Source organism: Treponema berlinense (assembly GCF_900167025.1).
GTDB lineage: Bacteria > Spirochaetota > Spirochaetia > Treponematales > Treponemataceae > Treponema_D > Treponema_D berlinense.
Window position 1 is genome coordinate 181,091 of the sequence record NZ_FUXC01000001.1, and the last position, 20,903, is coordinate 201,993.

The 20,903-nt window shown below is 39.4% G+C and carries 17 protein-coding genes; 15 read left to right on the top strand and 2 right to left on the bottom strand.

What is annotated here, in order from left to right; all coding sequences use genetic code 11:
* From B5D47_RS00795 to B5D47_RS00815, 5 genes are all read left to right on the top strand, one after another.
* A complete protein-coding gene (locus B5D47_RS00795) occupies positions 1-882 on the top strand; it encodes a MinD/ParA family protein (RefSeq protein WP_078929885.1) in 882 nt (293 codons plus the stop codon).
* 103 nt (positions 883-985) lie between these two features.
* Positions 986-1,825 (top strand): hypothetical protein, encoded by an 840-nt coding sequence (locus B5D47_RS00800; RefSeq protein WP_143592565.1) that lies wholly within the window; start codon positions 986-988, stop codon positions 1,823-1,825.
* 24 nt (positions 1,826-1,849) lie between these two features.
* Positions 1,850-2,647, top strand: a complete 798-nt coding sequence (gene whiG / locus B5D47_RS00805) for an RNA polymerase sigma factor WhiG (protein ID WP_078929889.1) — start codon at positions 1,850-1,852, stop codon at positions 2,645-2,647.
* An 18-nt stretch (positions 2,648-2,665) separates the two neighbouring features.
* Complete coding sequence (locus B5D47_RS00810; protein ID WP_078929890.1) at positions 2,666-4,636, top strand: FapA family protein; 1,971 nt, start codon at positions 2,666-2,668, stop codon at positions 4,634-4,636.
* Positions 4,637-4,745: 109 nt separating this feature from the next.
* Positions 4,746-5,969: an LL-diaminopimelate aminotransferase gene (locus tag B5D47_RS00815; RefSeq protein ID WP_078929892.1), complete on the top strand. Its 1,224-nt coding sequence runs from the start codon at positions 4,746-4,748 to the stop codon at positions 5,967-5,969.
* 88 nt (positions 5,970-6,057) lie between these two features.
* Here the strand turns inward: B5D47_RS00815 and B5D47_RS00820 are convergent, their stop codons facing one another.
* On the bottom strand, positions 6,058-7,326 hold the full coding sequence (locus B5D47_RS00820; RefSeq protein WP_078929893.1) for a hypothetical protein: 1,269 nt from the start codon (positions 7,324-7,326) through the stop codon (positions 6,058-6,060).
* A gap of 141 nt (positions 7,327-7,467) precedes the next feature.
* On the opposite strand from B5D47_RS00820, the gene B5D47_RS00825 reads away from it, so the two are divergent.
* The 7 genes from B5D47_RS00825 (at position 7,468) to B5D47_RS00860 (ending at position 15,296) form a co-directional block, all read left to right on the top strand.
* Positions 7,468-9,849 (top strand): chemotaxis protein CheA, encoded by a 2,382-nt coding sequence (locus B5D47_RS00825; RefSeq protein WP_078929895.1) that lies wholly within the window; start codon positions 7,468-7,470, stop codon positions 9,847-9,849.
* 17 nt (positions 9,850-9,866) lie between these two features.
* The gene (locus tag B5D47_RS00830; protein WP_078929896.1) at positions 9,867-11,321 is read left to right on the top strand and encodes a CheR family methyltransferase; all 1,455 of its coding nucleotides are present in this window, start codon (positions 9,867-9,869) and stop codon (positions 11,319-11,321) included.
* Between the two features lie 20 nt (positions 11,322-11,341).
* Entirely contained in the window at positions 11,342-11,824 is a 483-nt protein-coding gene (locus B5D47_RS00835; protein WP_078929897.1) for a chemotaxis protein CheX, read from the top strand.
* Positions 11,825-11,842: 18 nt separating this feature from the next.
* Entirely contained in the window at positions 11,843-12,277 is a 435-nt protein-coding gene (locus B5D47_RS00840; protein ID WP_078929899.1) for a response regulator, read from the top strand.
* Positions 12,278-12,362: 85 nt separating this feature from the next.
* Positions 12,363-13,967: a citramalate synthase gene (gene cimA, locus B5D47_RS00845; protein ID WP_078930134.1), complete on the top strand. Its 1,605-nt coding sequence runs from the start codon at positions 12,363-12,365 to the stop codon at positions 13,965-13,967.
* A gap of 177 nt (positions 13,968-14,144) precedes the next feature.
* The gene (locus tag B5D47_RS00855) at positions 14,145-15,011 is read left to right on the top strand and encodes a YitT family protein (protein ID WP_078929901.1); all 867 of its coding nucleotides are present in this window, start codon (positions 14,145-14,147) and stop codon (positions 15,009-15,011) included.
* A 78-nt stretch (positions 15,012-15,089) separates the two neighbouring features.
* Positions 15,090-15,296, top strand: coding sequence for a hypothetical protein (locus tag B5D47_RS00860; protein WP_078929903.1), 207 nt, complete (start codon positions 15,090-15,092; stop codon positions 15,294-15,296).
* Here B5D47_RS00860 and B5D47_RS00865 read toward each other — a convergent pair.
* On the bottom strand, positions 15,293-16,660 hold the full coding sequence (locus B5D47_RS00865) for an ATP-grasp domain-containing protein (RefSeq protein ID WP_078929904.1): 1,368 nt from the start codon (positions 16,658-16,660) through the stop codon (positions 15,293-15,295). The two genes, B5D47_RS00860 and B5D47_RS00865, sit on opposite strands and share 4 nt — an antisense overlap.
* Positions 16,661-16,791: 131 nt before the next feature.
* Between B5D47_RS00865 and ilvB the strand changes: the two genes are divergently transcribed.
* The 3 genes from ilvB to B5D47_RS00880 all read left to right on the top strand — a co-directional run bounded on the left by ilvB (position 16,792) and on the right by B5D47_RS00880 (position 20,815).
* Positions 16,792-18,513 carry a biosynthetic-type acetolactate synthase large subunit gene (gene ilvB, locus B5D47_RS00870; RefSeq protein WP_078929906.1) on the top strand — a complete coding sequence of 574 codons (1,722 nt, stop codon included), beginning with the start codon at positions 16,792-16,794 and terminating at the stop codon, positions 18,511-18,513.
* A 2-nt stretch (positions 18,514-18,515) separates the two neighbouring features.
* Positions 18,516-19,943 carry an argininosuccinate lyase gene (gene argH, locus B5D47_RS00875; RefSeq protein ID WP_078929908.1) on the top strand — a complete coding sequence of 476 codons (1,428 nt, stop codon included), beginning with the start codon at positions 18,516-18,518 and terminating at the stop codon, positions 19,941-19,943.
* Between the two features lie 68 nt (positions 19,944-20,011).
* Positions 20,012-20,815, top strand: coding sequence for an amino acid ABC transporter substrate-binding protein (locus tag B5D47_RS00880; RefSeq protein ID WP_078929909.1), 804 nt, complete (start codon positions 20,012-20,014; stop codon positions 20,813-20,815).
* The last annotated feature ends 88 nt before the right edge of the window (positions 20,816-20,903 follow it).

Here is a 20,903-nt window from a genome sequence, read left to right on the forward strand (position 1 = left end):
ATGGAAGACCAGGCTGAAGAATTGCGTGAATTGATGGGAAACACGCCTTCATCAACACAGAAAAAGGATGAATCATCATCTCACAAAACCCGAATCATTGCCATTACGAGCGGAAAAGGCGGCGTTGGAAAAACAAATATGGCTGTCAATATGGCGATTGCCTATGCCCAGCTTGGAAAGAAAGTTATTCTTATTGACGGTGACCTTGGAATGGCAAACGTAAACGTTCTTTTGAATGTTGTTCCTCAGTATAACCTTATGCAGGTTATAAACCGTCAGAAAACAATGTCGGAAATAATTCTCGATACGGAAGTTGGAATTAAATTTATTGCCGGCGCAAACGGTTTTTCAAAAATCGCAAATCTTTCTGTTGAGGAGCTCGACTATTTTGCAAAGCAATTTGCCCAGCTCGGAAATGCAGATATTATCATAATCGATACAGGAGCCGGAATTGCCAACAACGTTTTGCAGTTTGTTGCGGCGGCGGACGAAGTTTATGTTGTCACAACTCCTGAACCTACGGCAATCACCGACGCTTACGGAATGATAAAGATTATCACTACGGAGCTTGGCGAAAGAAATATAAATATAAAGCTTTTGGTAAACAGGGTTCACTCCGCAGAAGAAGGAAAGAAAATTTCTGACAGAATAATTACAATTGTCGGACAGTTTTTGAATTACAAGGTTGATTACATCGGCTTTGTTTATGATGATTCTGTTGTTTCTGCGTCTGTAATCCGCCAAAAACCGTTTATGGTTGTAAATCCAACTTCAAAACCGGCCCAGTGCATAAAACACATTGTCGGCCGCATTGAAAAAACAGATCTTGGTACAAGCGACGGCGTCTCAAGTTTTCTTAAGAAGTTTCTCAGAAAAAAATAAGGCCGGCAGTTTGATGAAAAAAATTGCCTGCAAGAATTAACAAAAAGTTTAAAAACTTGACCTTGTGCAATTTTTGTCTTAATCTTTTATAAGGGAGGAAGTAATGATGAACAAAAAAATCATCGGTTTTGCAGCCGTTTGCGGTTTTGTTTTGTCATTTCTTACCGGAGTGATTGCAAAAAATCCGGTTCTGGCTATTTTGCTCAGATCGCTGATTTTTGCGGCAGTTTTTTCAGTTCTTTCATTTGCAATTTCCTTCCTTTTCTCCAAATTTTTGGCAGATGATTCAAAAGGCGTTTATTTTGAACCTGATTCTTCTCAAAATTCTCCGCAGTCTAAGCAACAGAAAAACGGTGACAATGTAGATATCGTGATTACGGGCGAAGGTCTTGAAGATGATGAATCCAGTCCGAAATTTTTTGTAGAAAATAACCGCCCGGGTCTTTCAGAAGACGATTCAAGAAAATTTCAGCAGGAAGAAAAAAAACAAGATTCTTCGGCTGAAAAATCCTCGGCAGAAGAAAAGCCTTCCTCGGAGACAAAAAATTCTGCTTCCGAAGCAAAAGAAGAAAGTCAAAAGACTGAATTTGTTCCTGCGGGACTTGAAAATCTCGGAAAAGCCAATTCTAATCCGCAAAATTCATCGGAAAATTCAATTTTAAAAAAGGATATTCCTTCTAATGCGGGCGATTCTGAAAATAAGGTAAACGCATTTGCCGATGGTTCCTCGATTGAAAATATTGATGAATTGCCGGAAATTGAAGATTTGTCAGATGACGTGAAAAATAATTCATCTGGTGATATAATAAATGATAGTGATTTTGCTTCTTCTAGTGGAAATGGTTTTGGCGGAGCTGTTTTTTCTGGCGGAACAGAAAGCGGTTCACAAAATGCAGATGTAATGGCGCAGGCTGTTCGGACTCTGCTTGAAAAAGACAAATAAATTAAAAAAAAGAGACAGGAAGCTATGGGTACAGAGCAGACGTTGATAATCAACAACAGCGATGAAGATAAACTTTGGGCTGAGTATAAAAAAACAAAATCTTCTCAACTACGCGACAGGCTGATTCGACAGTATATGCCGTTGGTAAAATATGTCGCTGGAAAAGTTTCTGTAGGTCTTCCTGCAAGCATGGAATTTGATGACCTTGTTGGCTTTGGTCAGTTTGGACTTCTTGATGCAATCAGTAAATATGATTTGGAAAAGGGTGTAAAATTTAAGACTTATGCCGTTACAAGAATCCGTGGTGCGATTTTTGATGAAATGCGACAGCTTGACTGGGTTCCGCGCTCTGTACGTCAAAAATCCCGCGAAATTGAAGATACAATCAGCGAACTTGAATCAAAACTCGGGCGTACTGCGACAGATGCAGAAATTGCACAGCAGTTGAATCTTTCTGAGGACGAATATCATCAGACTATAATGAAAGTCAGCGCGTCAAGCATTGTTTCCCTAAACGATGTCTGGAGTTCTGGAGACGACAGCGATCATCTTTCTATTGGAGATACAATCGAGTCTCCTGCAAGCCTGAATCCCGATGTTCAGGTTGAACGCGAGGAAATCAGAAAAGTTATTGTGCAGGCCATAAACGAACTTCCAGAAAAAGAAAAAATGGTAATAGTTCTTTACTACCATGAAGATTTGACTTTTAAGGAAATTGGACAGGTTCTTGATGTAAGCGAATCGAGAATTTCTCAGTTGCATACAAAGGCAAATTTGCGTTTAAAGGCGAAGTTGACTAATTTCCGTAAGGGAATCATCTAGTTTAAGGACCTGAAATTTATGGTTACTCTTGAAAAAATCCGCTCAGACCTTTCAGAACTTCAAAAAAAAGACCAGAGCATAAAAAGCGTAGAAGTTCACGCTGATACTCTTGATGAAGCGCTCGCAGATGCGGCCGTTCAGCTGAATACAAAAGTTGCGAATCTTGAATACGAAATAAAAGAAAAAGGGTTTGACGGATTTTTTGGAATTGCAAAACGTCCTTGGTTTATAACTGTTTATCAAAATGCGGAAGCGGTGTCTAAAAGCGAAAGAATTAAGAATTTTCAGAATGCCAGCTTTATGGACATGGACGAAGAAATCCAGAATTTTGACAAGGACGGAGAGTATTTTGTCCATCGTTTTGGAACAGAGATTTGCCTGAAAGTAAATCTTCCGGTCGGAAAAGGGAAAAATATCAATTTTTCGGATGTCTTAAACGATATAAAACGCTCTGATACTGTAGATTTTGATGAGAAAATCGTAAAAAAATATACAGAAAATGGAACAGGCGGAATTTACGAGCCTGTCGGCCATTACTCACGAAACCCTGCCGGGGACGCAATTTACGTTATTGATATTACAAAAGACGAATTGAAGGCAACTTGTACGATTACGCCTCCTGCTTTGGGCGGAGCTGATGTCAGCGAAGATCAGATAAAAACCGCATTAAAAAGTCAGGGCGTTGTTGCCGGAATTTCCGATGAAAAAATCTCCGCGCTTGTCGACAGGCCTGCTTACAATGTTCCTGTTGTCGTTGCGGAAGCCGTATTGCCAGTTGACGGACGCGACGCGTATATTGCCTATAACTTTGAAACAGACCGTTCAAAAATCCGGGCAAAAGAGGCTGCGAACGGTCAAGTCGATTTCAAGGAACTCAATCTTATTCAAAATGTTGTCGAAGGTCAGCCGCTTGCGCAAAAAATGCTTCCTGAGCGCGGAAAAGCTGGAAAGACACTTTACGGCCGCTATCTTGAAGCAAAAAACGGAAAAGACATCAATCTTCCGCTTGGAAAAAATGTTACACTGGATTCGGACGGAAGAACAATTCTTGCGGCCTGCAACGGACAGGTTCTGCTTATTAACGATAAGATTAATGTTGAGCCGATTATGGAAATCGACGGTGTAAACATCAAGTCTGGAAACGTAACATTCCTCGGAACTGTAATTGTAAACGGAAACGTAGAAGACGGTTACAATGTAAAGGCGAGCGGAAATATCGAAGTAAACGGTGCTGTCGGAGCAAGCAGGCTCGAAAGCGACGGCGATATTATTGTAAGCCAGGGAATTGTTGGCAGAGATGAATGTGAAATTTTGTGCGGCGGTTCGCTTTGGGCAAAATTCGTACAGAATTCAAAAGTCCAGGTTGAAGAAAACGTGATCGTTCAGGATTCGTTGATGAACTGCGAAGTCTCAGCCCAGCATAGAATTATTCTTCAGGGAAAGCGTGCTCAGATTACAGGCGGACATCTTTTTGCAACAGAAACCGTTCTCGCAAAAAACATCGGTTCTGCGGGCGGCGGTACAGAAACCGTAATCGAAGTTGGAATTGATCCACGTGCAAAACATCGTCTTGAAGATTTGCGCGAAATGCAGGAAAAAACTGTAAAAGAAATTGATGAGCTTGAGTTGAATATTCAGACATTGGAAAATACAAAAAAAGTCCGTAGGGTTTTGCCGGCTGAAAAAGAAGAAAGTTTAAAGCGTTATAAACTCCGCAAAAATGAACTTACTAACGAAAACGATGAATTCAACAAAGAAATCGAAACGATTTTGGCGCATCTTCGCGAGTTAAAAAACATTGGAAAAGTCTATGCTTCTGGAACTGTCTATGCTGGAGTAAAAATTTTTGTCCGTGACGAAAAAGATGAAGTTCGTGCAAACGTAAAAAGCGTAATTTTTTATTACGATGAAGGTTTTGTGCGGCGCGGAAAATACGAAAAACCAGACTTTTCAGATGTAAAGGGGCCTGAAGGTTATTCAAACGGCTAAAAAATTTACAAAGCCTGTGTCTTTTTGAGAAAATATACGGATTCAATCTTTTTGCAAGAATTTTGTTTGGCTTGAAATTAGAATGTTCCTTCGATAAAATTATTTTATCATGATTAAAAGAAATACAGGTTTTTCAAATCTTACAGCAGGCTATCTTTTTCCAGAGGTAGCTCGTCGCCGCCGTGAATACGCGGCTGGTCATCCAGATGCTAAAATTATCAGTCTTGGAATTGGAAATACAACAGAGCCGCTTTCTCCGCATATTGCAAAGGCAATGTCTGATTATGCTCTTGCTCTTTCAACTCCTGAAGGATATTCCGGTTATGGAGATGAACAGGGAAATTCTGCTCTTCGCTCAAAAATTGCAGAAGTTTTTTATCCTAGAATGGCAGATGCAAGCGAAATTTTTATTTCTGACGGTGCAAAATGTGATATTGCGCGCATTCAGACTTTGTTTGGCTCAAAAGTAAAAGTTGCCGTTCAAGACCCTGCTTATCCTGTTTATGTTGACGGTTCGGTTGTCGCTGGCGCTGCCGGAAAAAATAATGGAAACGGTTACGAAGGAATTTCTTATCTTCCATGTACGCCGGAAAATGAATTTTTTCCCGACCTTTCTAAAATTGAAAAAAACACTCTGATTTATTTTTGTTCTCCAAATAATCCGACTGGTGCTACTGCAACAAAAGAGCAGCTTAAAAAACTTGTTGATTTTGCGAACGAAAACGGATGCATTATCATTTACGATGCCGCATATTTTGCTTTTATCCGCGATAAAAATCTTCCAAAGACAATTTACGAAATTCCTGGTGCAAAAACTTGTGCAATCGAAGTAAATTCTTTTTCAAAGCCTGCTGGTTTTACAGGAGTTCGCCTTGGCTGGTCTGTTGTTCCAAACGAATTGAAATTTGAAGACGGTTCAAGTGTGAACAGGGACTGGAACCGCGTAATGACAACTCTTTTTAACGGAGCTTCCAATATTGCTCAGGCTGGCGGTCTTGCTGCCCTCGACGAACAGGGCTTAAAAGATATGACTGCACAGGTTGACTATTATCTGGAAAACGGACGTCTTATAAAAAATGTTCTCGAGGGAGAAAATTTCAGATCTGCCGGTGTTGTTGCTTATTTTACAGGAAACGGTCCTTATGTCTGGGCAAAATTCCCGGGAAAAGCAAGCTGGGACATTTTTGATAAAATTTTGGATGAATGTCACGTTGTGACGACTCCTGGTTCTGGTTTTGGACCTGCCGGAGAAAGTTTTATAAGGTTTAGTTCTTTTGGACATCGTGCGGATATTGAAGAAGCATGCAAAAGACTTTCGCTTTTAAAACTCTAGAAAAAAGACTTTAAAACTAAAAATGCACCTTAAAAATTGAACGGATAAAGTTCAGTTTTAGAAGGTGCATTTTTTTTAAGCCCGTTTTTTAAAAATAAGATTTATAGCCTAAGGTAAAGTTTATGTTTTGTTTCCATTTGCCTGCCGGAAACTCGCTTAATTTTGCCTGGAACATGAGGCTTAAATCTCCGGAGAGAACCGGAACCACAAGGTAAGGGCTTGTTTTTACAGAACAGGTGTCTTTGTAAAAATCTTTTAGGTTTTGTAAATCTTTTAAATATCGGTCTTCATAGCTAAACGACGTGCTGAATCCGAATTTTATGTTTTTGTTGCGGATAAAAAAGTTTTCTGTAAAAATATTTATGTTGAATCCCAAATTTCCGTCCGCAAATTCCATTTTTTCGTTTTGACCGGCAGGAATATTAAAGAAAGAAATGTGCATCTGCGAATTTTTAAAATGAAACCGCGGTTCAACCAGTAAAAAAATCTGTTCGTCAGAAATTTCAATCTTTGCATTGCTCTTTTTTACAGGAAGCGAAGAAAATCCTGCCTGAAGGAAAAGCGAGCTTGTGTAGTAATTTCCGATAAGAAGATTCATTCCTGAATGAAGGTAAACTTCGTCGACAAGAAGAATTACGTCATTATCGTTTTTGTCTTTGTTTTTTGAAGGAAGACCGATTCCTCCCAAAACGTCCAGTGTAAGGTATTTGCGTACGGTTGCAAAACGAAAATCGAGGTTGAACTGTCTTAAGCCGTCTGGATTGTCGTTGTTTTTGTAAAAATATCCGGCAAAAGCCATTGGACTTGAGTTCAGCCTGATTGAATACGAAAGTCCTAAACCGTTTATTGAATATGGAGAAGCGCACTTGTTGCCGTAAAAACTGTCTGTAATAAAACTGTTGACTGGCGAAATTCCAAATTGCTGCGATAAAAACTGGTTTGCGCCTAGAGGAGTGTAAGTTCCCTTAAAAATGCTGAAAAACTGGGTTGCTCCCAAAAAATTTTTTACGTATGTAAGCGAAAGCTCATCAAAACAAAAGACTGCACGGGTGTCTTCGGTCAGTTTTGTGTCGATTACGTCGTCTGTCGAAATGCTCATTTCGGTGTTGAAAAATAAATTTTCTGAAAAATTGAACTGTCCCTGGAAAAATCCTGTCAAATTCATTATCGGATCGAAAAATTCGGAATCTTCCTTCGATTTTAAGTCGCCCTTCAAACCTCCGTAACCGTTGAATGAAGCGGCAGCAGAGAGCGCTGTCAATGTAAAAATAAAGGCGATAGCAGTTGAAGACAGTTTTTTTATCATTTCCATAGCTTTTTCTCCGTCAGTTATAATCGTACCTTTTCTTATCGGCATAAAAAAGTCTGAACTTTAATAAAAAACGAAAATTATCCTCAAAAAAGTATTCGGCTTTATTCATTTTTTTATTTTATAAAACATCTTGTTAATAAAATTTTATTGCTTGACTTTGAGATGTTAAAGGTTAAAATATTAGTTATGAGTGATTTTCTTGACGCTAATAACGAAGAACTGCTAAAAGATTATTTTTCTGAAGCTGAACTCATGGTTGACAATCTTGAGAGCAATATTCTTGCAATCGAGAATGATCCGGCAAATCATGACGCTATAGATGAAATTTTCCGTGCAGCACATACATTAAAGGGTAATTCTGCGACAGTTGAATTTACAGAAATTTCTACATTTGCTCACAAAATGGAAGACCTCCTTGATGAAGTTCGTTCAGACCGTGTGCAGGTTACGGAAGATGTTGTAGATACTCTTCTAAATTCTCTTGATATTATAAAAGCTATGCTTGAGGCCCGCCAGAATGGTTCTGTTTATGCCGAAAGTGTAGAAGAAATTTCAAATAAAATAAAATCGTTTATTCCTGAAAAGGCGGGAAAAGGTAAGAATTCTTCACCGGCTCCAAAAACTGTGTCAGCGCCTGTTCAGAGTGTTCCTGCGGTTTCGGATTCTGCTTCAAAAACTGTGGATATGTCAGAATTTGAATTGCTTGAACTTAAACAGAGTTGCCAGCCAGGTCAGAAACTTTGGTCGATAAGTGTTGTTTTTGATGAAAATAATCCTATGAATAGCGTAGGCGGAATTCAGGTTTTTGCAGCCTTAAAAGCCTGCGGTACTGTTTTAAAGACTGTTCCTGACTTTGAAGCGCTTTATGAGGATGAATTCCATAAAGACGTTGTTTATTATGTTGCTTCTTCAAATTCACAGGAGCAGCTCGAGGATGTTGCTTTTCTCGACGATGTAACTTTGAGCGTTGATGCTCAGTGTCTTGAAAATGCAGTTGCAAAAGAGTCGTCTGAACAGCCGGAACAAAAAGAAGAAAAAACTGCTCAGGTTCAGACTGTGGCAGAAACTCCAAAACAGGAAGAAGCAAAGGTTTCGGCAGAGCAGAAGACGGAAAGCGCTCCTGTTCAGCCGGCAAAGACTGCTCCTGCGGCAAAAGCGGCTCCTGCTTCAGGACATGCTCAGCAGAGTTCAATTTTGCGTGTTGATTCTAAGCGCATCGACACTTTGATGAACCTTGTTTCTGAAACCGTAATTACAAAGGCTTCGTTTAACCAGAGCGCACAACAGCAGTCGGATATGCTTGTTCAGTTCCAGACTCTTGATTCTGCATTCAGGGAAAAAATCCGCAAGATGTTTGAGCAGCTTCCGCAGTATCTGGAAGAAATTCAAAACGGAGTTCCTGTAAAAGACATAAGAAATAATATCATGCAGGAATATGGTGAAATTCCTGATTATTTTGCCTCTTTTGAAGCTAAGTTTAAAGATTTAAATACAAAGTTCCATTCTGCAACCCAAAATCTTGGACGTATTGCCGGAGAATTGCAGGAAGGCGTAATGAAAATCCGAATGGTTCCTATCAGCCAGATTTTTGACCGCTTCCCTCGTGTTGTTCGCGATTTGCAGAAGGATCTCGGTAAAAAAGTAAACCTTCAGATTGAAGGTGAAGAAACAGAATTGGACAAGACTGTTATTGACGATCTTATGGATCCTATTATGCACTGTGTCCGTAATTCTGTTGACCACGGAATCGAATCTCCTGAAAAGCGAAAAGCTTTAGGAAAGAGCGAAACTGGTACTGTTCTGTTAAAAGCCGCGAACGAAGGAAACATGATTATCATCGATATTGTTGATGACGGTAACGGAATCGATGCGGAAAAAGTACGGAAAAAGGCCGTAGAAAAGGGACTTATTCATCCAAATAAAGTTCTTTCGGAACAGGAAGCCGCAAATCTTATATTTTTACCAGGATTTTCGACAGCAGACAAAATTACAAATGTTTCTGGTCGTGGCGTAGGTCTTGATGTTGTAAAGACAATGATTGATAAATTGAACGGAACTGTGAACGTAACGACAGAAAAAGGCCGCGGTTCTAAATTCTCAATCAGGCTTCCGCTTACTCTTGCGATTATTCAAGGTCTTCTTGTGCGCGTTGGAAGAGAAGTTTATTCAATTCCTATTGCGTCCGTTATTGAAAGCCACCGCATTAAACGTGGCGAAATTAATACAATTGACAATTATGAGGTTTTGAATGTCCGCAACGAAGTAATTTCTGTTCTTCGTCTTAGCAGGCTCTTTAACATCCGCAATACCGAAGATGGTGAATATTGTTTTGTTGTAATTGTTGGTACTCAAGACAAAAAAATCGGTATTATGGTCGATGCCTTGATTGGTGAAGAAGATGTTGTTATAAAACCTTTGCGTGATCAGTTTACCCAGTCTCCGGGAATTGCAGGCGCTTCTATTCTTGGTGACGGTTCTGTTTCGCTTATTATTGATGTAAGCCAGCTTCTTGAGCTTGGAGTGCGTCAGGAAATTGAAGCTCGCTCTGAATATGGGGCTATTGAGTAAGGCAAAAGAGGTTTATCATGGCTAACGAAAATATTCAGAATCAGACAGAAACAAAAAATATCAATACTGCTCTTGCCCAGAATCTTGGCGCTTATGCGAGTATTGTGCCTGAAGCAGAACGGGAATCTGCAGAAAGAAAAGAAAAACTTGCTCAGATTGACTATAAAATGGTGACTTTTTCACTCGCTGGAAAAGACTATGCAATTGATATTATGAAAATAAAGGAAATTGCAAAGGCTGGACGGTTTACCTATGTTCCGAATACATTGCCATTTGTCCTTGGTGTTTACAATCTTCGCGGAGATATTATTCCTATTGTCGATTTGAGGCTTTTTTTCAATATCGAAGTTCCGGAAAGAAAAGAAGATTCCTTGGAGAATATGCTTATCTGTTCGATTGGCGAGCAGACATTCGGAATTGTTGTGGATGTAATTGACAAGGTAGTTGGAATTCAAAAAGCAACAATTCAGCCGCCTCATCCGCTTTTTGGCGACATAAACATAAAATATATTCAGGGAGTTGTTGAAGTAAACAACAGGCTTTATATTCTTCTTGATATAGAAAGAATTTTTGGTTCTAAGACGGAAGCACAGGCAATTGAAGAAGAGAATGTCCGTGTGAATATGGCGCACAACGCAAAAGTTGCTGTAAAATCTTCTGCAGAAAAAGAATTTGTAAATTCCGAAAACCAAAAAATTTCTGTTTCTGTGGCAGAAACTAAGGTTGAAAAGCACTCTAGCGATGAACTTAAGTTTATTACTGAATCTTTGGCTCAGATGAGAAAATTTACGGCCTCTGCTATAAACGAACCTTGGCTTAAAGCCCGTTTTGATGAATGGCAGAAAGAACGCTCTAAGGATAAAATTCAGCTTTCTTCAGCGGAAGATGCTGATGCTTTCTTAAAAAGTTTTTATTCTCCTTGTTCAGGTACCTGGTGGACAAAAGAATATGCCGATTCAATTTTCAAGATTTTGCCGGACAATACTGCAAAACAGATTACTGTCTGGAATCCTGGCTGTGGAAAAGGAATGGAAACTTATTCACTTGCCTGTATCTTGAAAAAGCGCTATCCAGAAGCTAAGATTAGAATTTATGCGCACGACATTGATTTGCTAAATGTTTCAAATGCTCCGTTAATCAGCGTTCCTGCCGAAATCGCAAACGATTGGTATGCTCCTTATCTTACGAACAAGGCTAATTCTGATTTTACTTTTACAACTGACATAAAAAATAGTATTATGTTTGAGTATCATGACTGTGCAAATACAAATTCTTTGCCTGTATGTGATATTATATTTGCCAGGGATTTGATTTCATTCTTGCCTTTGGCTTCTCAAAAAGTTCTCGAAACTGATTTTGATGAAAAACTTAAGGGCAATGGCGTTATTATTCTTGGTCAAAACGAGACTCTGGAGGGAGAGGGCAAGTGGCTTGCTCATAAAGGCGGAACTGTAACCTTTTTTACAAAATAAATAAAAATTGGGAGAATTTTATGAGAGTAGAATATATCAACCCATTCGTTGAAACTTCATTTCAGATTTTAAAAGAAGTTCTTGGTGGTGCAGATGTAAAACGCGGTGACTTGTATTTGAAGTCGACTGCAATGCCAGTTATGGGAGTTGCCGCTTTGGTCGGTCTCGCTGGTGATGTTGAAGGACGTGTTCTGTTTGATATGTCTTACGAAACAGCATTGAACATTGCTTCAAAAATGAACGGAGAAACACTTGCTACTTTTGATGATTTGGCAAAGGCTACAATCAGCGAACTTGCAAACCTTATTACTGCGCAGGCAGTAACAAAACTTCATGAATTGGGATTTAAGTTCGACTTGACACCTCCAGCTCTCTTTGCTGGAGAAAAAATGGAAATTGCTGCATTGGGTGGACAGACAGACAGTGTTGAAGCGCTGATTGTTCCTCTTATTACAGAATGTGGCAAAGTAGAAATTAACGTTGCAATTCGCGAACGTATGTAGAATTGAGGAGGCAGCAACATGAAAACTAAACAGGATTTCCCATCAATCAATGAGCGTCCGCCAGAAGGCGTAAGAGTTGACGGTACAAAAATTCGTGTGCTTATCGTTGACGACTCAATCTTCGTTGCAAAACAGCTTGGACAGATTCTTACATCTGAAGGTTATGAAATCGTAGCTACGGCTGTTGATGGAAAAGACGGTGTTGATAAGTATAAGGAACTTTGTCCAAACGTAGACCTTGTTACAATGGATATTACAATGCCGCGTATGGACGGTATTACAGCTTTGGAACAGATTATGGCTTTTGATAAAAACGCAAAGGTTGTAATGGTTTCAGCTCTTGGAAAAGAGGAACTTGTAAAAAAATCTCTTTTGCTTGGAGCAAAAAACTATATTGTAAAACCGCTTGACCGTAAGAAGGTCCTTGAGCGCATTGGTGCGGCTGTAAAATAAGCGCGCTTGCTTTGTGCCAAAAATTTTGAAAAACTTTAAAATCCTGGTTCTTGAAGAATCAGGATTTTTTTTGCATAATAACACTATGACAGATAAAAAAAAGATTTCGATTTTAGATTCGACATTGCGTGATGGCTCGCAGGGAGAAGGTATAAGTTATTCGGTTCAGGATAAGATAAATATTGTCTTGGCTTTGGATGAACTCGGAGTAACTTTTATTGAAGCTGGAAATCCCGGAAGCAATCCTAAAGATATGGAGTTTTTTATAGAAGCAAAAAAATTGCAGCTTAAAAATTCTAAAATCGTAGCTTTTGGTTCTACAAGACGCAGGGATTTGTCCTGTGCGGAAGATGTTAATTTGCAGAGCCTTTTATCTGCCGATACGGAATATGTCTGCATTTTTGGAAAAACTTGGGATTTCCAGGTGACCGATATTCTTCATGCGACTCTTGACGAAAATATAGAGATGATTCGGGATACGGTTGCGTATTTAAAATCAAAAGACAAAAAAGTAATTTTTGATGCCGAACATTTTTTTACTGGTTACAAGGTAAATCCAGAATATGCTTTAAAATCGCTTGAAGCTGCTGTTGAAGGCGGAGCCGTTTGTCTTTCACTCTGCGAAACAAAAGGCGGCGCAATGCCGTCAGAATGTAAAAATGCGGTTGAAGCTGTAGCAAGTCGTTTTGGCTCAAAGGTTGAGGTGGGAATTCATACTCACAATGACTGCGGACTTGCTGTTGCAAATTCTTTGATTGCTGTTGAAGCCGGCGCTTCTCATGTTCAGGGAGTTCTTCTTGGATTTGGAGAGCGGACTGGTAATGCAAACCTTTCTACGATTATTGCCGATTTGCAGTTAAAACTTGGATTTGAATGTGTTCCTCAGGAAAATATGAAGCTTTTGACTCCAATTTGTAAGAGAATTGCAGAAATTACAAATATTGCTCTTGAACCGGGAATGCCTTTTGTAGGTTCGAGCGCTTTTGCTCATAAGGCAGGAATGCATATTGACGCAGTTATAAAAAATCCTTTTGCATACGAACATATTGAGCCGGAAACTGTCGGAAACGAGAGGGTTTTCTTGATGAGTGAAGTTGCCGGAAAGAGCATGATTGTTGAAAAAGTGCAGAAATTTGACAAATCACTTACAAAGAATAGTCCTGTTGTTGCCGAAATCGTAAAACGTGTTAAAGACCTTGAGCACGAAGGCTATCAGTTTGAAGGTGCCGATGCAAGTTTTGAAATTCTTGTGCGGAAAACAATGGGAAAATATCAGCCGTTCTTTAATCTTCATTATTATAAAACAAGCGGTGAATTCCCGAGATTTTCTGACGACCAGAGCGCATTTGCCCAGGTAAAGCTTGATGTCGAAGGTACGTCCGTAATTACCGCAGGAGAAGGCGACGGTCCTGTAAATGCAATGGATACTGCGTTGCGAAAAGCCTTGGTTCAGTTTTATCCGGCTGTGGCAAAAATTCATCTTACCGACTACAAGGTTCGTGTGCTTGATGGAAAAGAAGCAACTGCAAGCGCTGTCCGTGTTCTTATTGAATCTAGCGACGGAGAAAATTCATGGAGCACGATGGGCGTTGCAAGCGACGTAATTGAAGCTTCTTATATTGCCCTTGTAGATTCGTTTGAATATAAGCTTATAAAGGATTTGGAGCGAAAGTATTCAAGAATAATTTAAGTTTTATAAAAAAATGAAAGCCGAAAGCAGTTTTTTCTCTGTTTTCGGCTTTTTTATTTTAAAGAGTTTTCTGTCATTTGTAAAAAAACGTGTTTTAATGTATAATAAATGCAATGTTCTAACAGAAAATCTAAACAAATTTCTAAATGAGGGTTTTTACTTTTTTGGAGTAAGACGATGTCCGTTTTCTTGCGCGATTTAAAACGCTTTTTGCTTGTTGCTTTTGGCGGTTTTTTGATGGCTCTAAACATTGTCATTTTTGTTCAGTCTGCTGATTTGTTTCCTGGCGGTTTGACGGGAATCACCTTGCTTTTGCAGAACATTTTCTTAAAATATTTTAATATTCACCTTCCGTATTCGATTACGGTCTATGCTTTTAACCTTATTCCAGTCTGGATCGGTTTTAAATTCATCGGAAAACGGTTTACTTTTTTTAGCGTTGTGATGATTTTTATTTCCGGTCTTTTTACAGATATTCTTTCCGGTTTTGAATGGCTCCATCTTACTGACGATATTCTTTTGTGCACGGTTTTTGGAGGAATCTTAAACGCGGTTTCTGTTGTTCTCTGCCTTTTTGCGGAAAGCTCTTCCGGCGGAACTGATTTTATTGCAATTTATATTTCTGAAAAAACTGGACGTTCTGCCTGGAATCTTATTTTTGGGTTTAACTGCATCGTTCTTTTTTTTGCAGGAATCCTTGTCGGCTGGGATAAAGCTCTTTATTCAATAATTTTTCAGTACGCCTCAAGTCAGGTTACGACTTTGCTTTACAAGAAATATTCAAAAATCACGCTTTTGATTATTACTGACAAAAGTGATGAGATTTATGCCACAATAAAAAATTTGACGAATCATGGCGCTACGGTTTTTGAAGGAAGAGGCGAATATTCTGGAAAAACTCACAAAATGGTTTATACGGTAGTTTCTGCGGCGGAAAGCGGAAGCCTGGAAAAGCATCTGCGCACTGTCGATCCAAATGCTTTTATAAATGTAATCGAGTCAAAAGATATTTTGGGCAGGTTTTTTAAAAGACAGCCGGACTGATTTGTTTGCCAGATTTTAAAAATTGCGCTTTTTAAGTTCATTTTTGATTTTTAACTCTATTTTCTTTATAATAAAAATATGACACAGACTTTGGATTTTGATAATTGGACCGGCTACGATGACTGGCTGATTCAAAATTACGATAAATACGGAATAACTTTTGTGGGCGAAAAAGACGGAAAAATTCACGCAGAGTTTATGGACAAGGACGAGTGGAACGAAACTGCAAAAAAAATTGAAGCTGAAGAAGCTGCTTCTGAGCAGGCAAAATCTGAAAATACCTAGATTTTTTTAGCAAGCTCAAGGGCGGTTTCAAAAAAAACTTTTTCTGTTTTTTGCGGCAGGACTTCGGCAAGTTCCTTTATGTTATGGCTTAGATTTTCTTTTGCCGGAGAAGTTAAAATTACTTCGCAATAGCCTTTTTCGCGTTCTTGTTTTGCCGCAAGATTTTCTGTTTGGTAGACTTGTTTTACAAAACTTTTTTTAGAAAGCTTTGTCATTTCTTCTTCTGTTAAAAGCGGAAATTTTATGTTCAGAACGAAATTTTCTTTTTGTTCGTTTTTGTTTTGAATTCCTGCGGTTTTTAGAATCCGTTCAAAAATTGTCATATTTTGCATTGCCGCATAGCTTGCTGTCATTCCAGAAAGCCTTGGATTTATTTCGATTACAAACCATTTTTTTTGAGCGAATACAAGGTCGACCTGGGTGATTCCTTCAAAATCAAGCGATTCTGCTATTTTTTTTAGAATTTTATTTAATTCTTCCATTTTGTATTCAGGTTTTGTTACAGGTCCGAGTTTTACGCTCTGTTTTGGAGATGTGATTCCATACTTGTTTACGCTGAAAATCATTGGCGGCAAAATTTTGTGCAAAAAGCAGCCGCTGTTTTTTTTAGGCTGAATGGGTTTTGAAAGAATTGATTCAATTTCGGTTCCGAACTGCTCTCCTTTTATAAATTCCTCGACTATTCTGTCAGAAGTAAATTTTTTTGACCTTAACCAGTCGTGCACCTGCGAAAAATTCTCTAAAACGTCCATTCCGTAGCTGCTTAAACCTGTCGTATCTTTTATTACGACCGGAAAGTTGAGTTTTTTGATTTCTGAGAGGAGGGCTGTTTTGTAAACGTTGCTTTTTACTGTTTTACGATTTCCGGCATTTATAAAAAGCGCATGGTTTATGTACAAGGCTTTTGGCGTATTGATTTTTAGCTGGAGGAGTTTTTGGTGAGTCTGCCATTTATCAAAGCAGGTGAGCGCGGTTTTTACGCTGTGGCAGACTGTTTTTATTCCTTTTTGCCGTAAAAAATCTGCAACGAGGGCGTCTTTCGCAGTGAGCCAGTCGAATGGTGTTACAAAAAATGTAGTTGCGATTGCAATTTCGGGGTTCAGTGAATATAAAAAATCCGCAATTTCTGCCTCGTCGTCGCTTTTTATGATTTCGTATTGGACGTTATTCGCTTTTTGAAAATTTTCGCTGCCGTTCATGTCCAAAAGAAACATTCCAGGAAGTTGTGTTGCAACTATAAAACTGTGTTCTGGAAAAGATTTTGCAAGCAATTCCAGTTGCTGTGCGGAAGAAGGAAAGTTTTTTACTACGGCTGTTTTTGGTTCAAAAATATTTGAAGAAGTTGAATAAAGAAGAATACGCATTGTTTGATTATTATACGAAAATTGCAGGTTTGGGTGTAGAGTGTGCGCAAATTGCAGATTATGTTGATGTTGTGCAAGGTTCTCAAAATCATTAAAATGAAAAATTATAATAATTGGTCTTAGGAAGCAAAATGAAAATTAATGGTTCTCAAATTGTTATTGAGTGTTTGATTGAGCAGGGTGTAGACACTGTTTTTGGTTATCCTGGTGGAAATATCTTAAATATTTATGATGCTCTTTACAAAAATTCTGACCGCATTACCCATATTTTGACGGCTCATGAACAGGCTGCTGCCCATGCTGCAGACGGTTACTCACGTTCTACTGGTCGTGTTGGAGTTTGCATGGCAACAAGCGGTCCTGGAGCTACAAACCTTGTGACTGGAATTGCAACTGCTTACATGGATTCTGTTCCGATTGTTGCTATTACCTGTAACGTTGGAACTCCTTTGCTTGGAAAAGACACTTTTCAGGAAATTGATATTACTGGCGTAACTTTGCCAATTACAAAACACAATTTTATGGTAAGACGGGTTGAAGATCTTGCGAATATTTTCCGTCAGGCTTTTATAATTGCAAAATCTGGAAGACCTGGTCCTGTTTTGATTGATATTCCAAAAGACATTACAGCCGCAATGTGTGAATTTGAACCTCTCAAAAAAGGCGATGACGGTTCCGCTGCCTTAATAAAAGAAAATTTGAATTTCAAGCGGGTTATGAGTGTAAATGTTCCTTCCGATGAAGAAATAAAAGCGGCCGCAGAAATCATAAATAAATCAGAACGCCCGGTTATCTACGCTGGTGGCGGAATTAAGATTTCTGGCGCAGAAAAAGAGCTTTTGGAGTTTGCGGAAAAGGCTTCAATTCCTGTTTCTGAAAGCCTTATGGGACGCGACGTTTTTCCTGCGAATCATCCTCTTTGTACGTGGATGGTCGGAATGCATGGAACCCGTGCAAGCAATATGGCTGTTACAGAAAGCGATCTTGTTTTGGCGCTTGGTTCTCGTTTTTCAGACCGCGTAATCGGCGATCCAAAAAAATTTGCTGAACATGCGACAGTATTTCATATTGACATTGATCCTGCCGAAATCAATAAAAACATTCATGCCGGCGGTGAACTTGTAGGCGACTTAAAGTCAATTTTGACACGTCTTTTGCCTTTAATCGAAAAAAAATCACATTCAGAGTGGCTTGAAAAAATTGCCGCATGGAAAAAAGAAATTCCTGCAAGCTATTCAATTGTAAAACCGGACTCTGTAAATCCAAAATTTATGCTCGAGACTGTTCACAAATATGCAGGCGACGACGCTTTTATTACTACGGAAGTCGGCGAACATCAGATGTGGACAGCCCAGTTCTATCCGTTTGAAAAACCCCGCACTTTCCTTACATCCGGCGGTCTTGGAACCATGGGTTACGGCACTGGCGCTGCAATGGGTGCGCAGGTAGCAAATCCTTGTGGACGTGTAGTTCATATTGCAGGTGACGGTTCTTTTAGAATGAATTGCAATGAGCTTTGTACAATTGCACGCTACAATCTTCCAATTGTAATAGTCCTTGTAAATAACGGTACGCTCGGAAATGTCCGCGTATGGCAAAAACTTTTCTACGAAAAGCGCTATAGCCACACGACGCTTGATTTTGGTCCCGACTGGAAAAAACTTGCAGATGCTTACGGCGTAGGTTACGTAAAGGCAAACAATAATGATGAATTTGAAAAAGTCTTTAAGACTGCATTTGCCGAAAAAAAGCCGTACATTGTCGATACAATTGTAGATATTGACGAGATGATTTTTCCAATGGCAATTCCTGGAAAACCAATTGACGAGCAGATGATGTGCTGGGGAAACTAAAAATGGCGGAAAATAAATCGCACGGAACAATTACAAAAGACAATCATGCGGCATTGTGGCACGGACGTTTTGCAGAAGGTCCGGACGCCGCGGCGGTTGAATTTGAAACTTCAATTCACGTTGATGAACGCATGGCATTGGACGATATTCGCGGTTCAAAAGCTCATGCCGCGATGCTCTCTAAACAGAAGATTATTTCTGAAAAGGAAAATGAAGAAATTCAAAAAGGTTTGGATTCAATTGAACAGGACTTAAACTCTGGAAAACTTTCAATTGATTATTCGGCCGAAGACATTCATTCATTTATCGAAGCCACCTTGACGGACAGAATTGGCGAAAGCGGAAGAAAACTCCACACAGGACGAAGCCGCAACGACCAGATTGCCCTTGATGAAAGGCTTTATCTTAGACGCGTAATTCCTGAGCTTCAAAAACAGATTGCCTCTTTAATAAAAACTCTTGCAGATATTGCGTCTAAACATAAAGATTCTCTTTTGACCGGCTATACACACATGCAGCACGCTCAGCCTGGAACTTTGGCACAGCATTTGTGTTCTTGGGCTTGGATGCTCGTGCGTGATTATGAAAGGCTTTCTGACAGTCTGAAAAGAATTGCGCTTTCTCCTTTGGGAAGCGGCGCTCTTGCAGGTTCAGACCTTCCTTTGAACCGTGAATATGTGGCGGAACTCTTGAATTTTGACGGAGTAACTCAGAATTCTCTGGACAGCGTTGCCGACCGTGATTACTGTATCGAATTTATTTCTGATTTTTCGCTTATTCAGATGCATTTGAGCCGTATGTGCGAAGAAATAGTATATTGGTCTACGACAGAATTCGGTTTTGTTGAATTGAGTGAAAAATGGTCTACTGGTTCTTCAATTATGCCGCAGAAAAAAAATCCTGACTTTGCAGAACTGATCCGCGGACGTACTGGAAGGGTTTACGGCGACCTTATGAACCTTCTTACGATGATGAAAGCGCTTCCTATGAGTTATGACCGCGACATGCAGGAAGATAAAGCGCCTCTTTTTGATGCTCTTGACTGTGTTCAGGGAAACATCATTGTTTTTGAAGCGATGATTACAAGCGCAAATTGGAACAAAGAAAAGATGGCTGCAAGCTGTGAAGGCGGTTTTGCAAATGCGACAGATGTTGCAGATTATCTTGTATGCAAGGGAATGCCTTTTAGAACTGCGCATGGAGTTGCTGCGCAGTGTGTCCGCCTTGCGATTGATACTGGACGAAAAGCAATCGAGGAGTTGACGCTTTCAGAAATCAAGTCAATCAGCCCGCTTTTTGAAGAAGACTTGTTTGCAAAAATTACGCCGCAAGCGTGCATGCGTGCAAGAAAAACAACTGGCGCGCCAAGTCCTGAGCAAACAGAAAAACAAATCGCATCTCTTTTTGCATTTTGCGAAGGAAAAATCTAGCTTATTTATAAAAACAAATGTTTTTATTTTTTAAGTTTGCGTTGCAAACTTTTTAATAGGAGTAAAAAATGAAAAAAGTTACTTTGTTTGTATGTGCTCTTGCCGCACTTACAGTTTTTGCCGGCTGTTCTAAAAAAGAAGCTGGAGACAATTCTCTCGAAGTGCTCAAAAGCCGTGGAGAATTTATTCTCGGTCTTGACGATTCATTCCCTCCGTTGGGCTTCCGTGATTCTTCAAACGAAATCGTTGGATTTGACATTGACCTTGCAAAAGAAGTTTCTTCTCGTCTTGGCGTAAAATTCCGCGCTCAGCCGATTAACTGGGATTCAAAAGAGCAGGAACTTGCTACTGGAAACATCGACTGTATTTGGAACGGCCTTACAATGACCGAAGAACGCAAGGAGGCGCTTTCATTTTCCAAGCCTTATCTTAAAAATGCGCAGGTTCTGGTTGTAAAAAAGAATTCTGGAATTAAAAAGCTTTCTGATATGGCAGGAAAAAAAGTCGGACTTCAGGCAGGTTCTTCTGCCTCAGATGCTGTTGAAGCTTCTCCTGATTTTAAGCGTTCTGTAAAATCAATAATCGAGTTCAAAGACAATATCATGGCTTTAAACGACCTTGAAATTGGCGGAGTTGATGGTGTTGTAATGGATCTTATCGTTGCAAACTACGCAATCAAGACTTCTGGAAAACCGTTTGAAGTTCTTTCCGAGGGCTTGTCTCCTGAAGAATACGGAATTGCTTTCCGCAAAGGTGATGTAAAGCTTACGAACGAAGTTCAGAAAACTCTCGAAGCTATGGCTGCTGACGGAACTGTCGCTAAAATTGCTGAAAAATGGTTCGGTTCTGATATTACAGTAATCGGAAAATAACCGGATTTTAAGTTGAATTAAAATCCGTAAGAAAAAATGAACTGAATTTGCTTTTATGCAGATTCAGTTTTTTAAACTTATAAAAAAT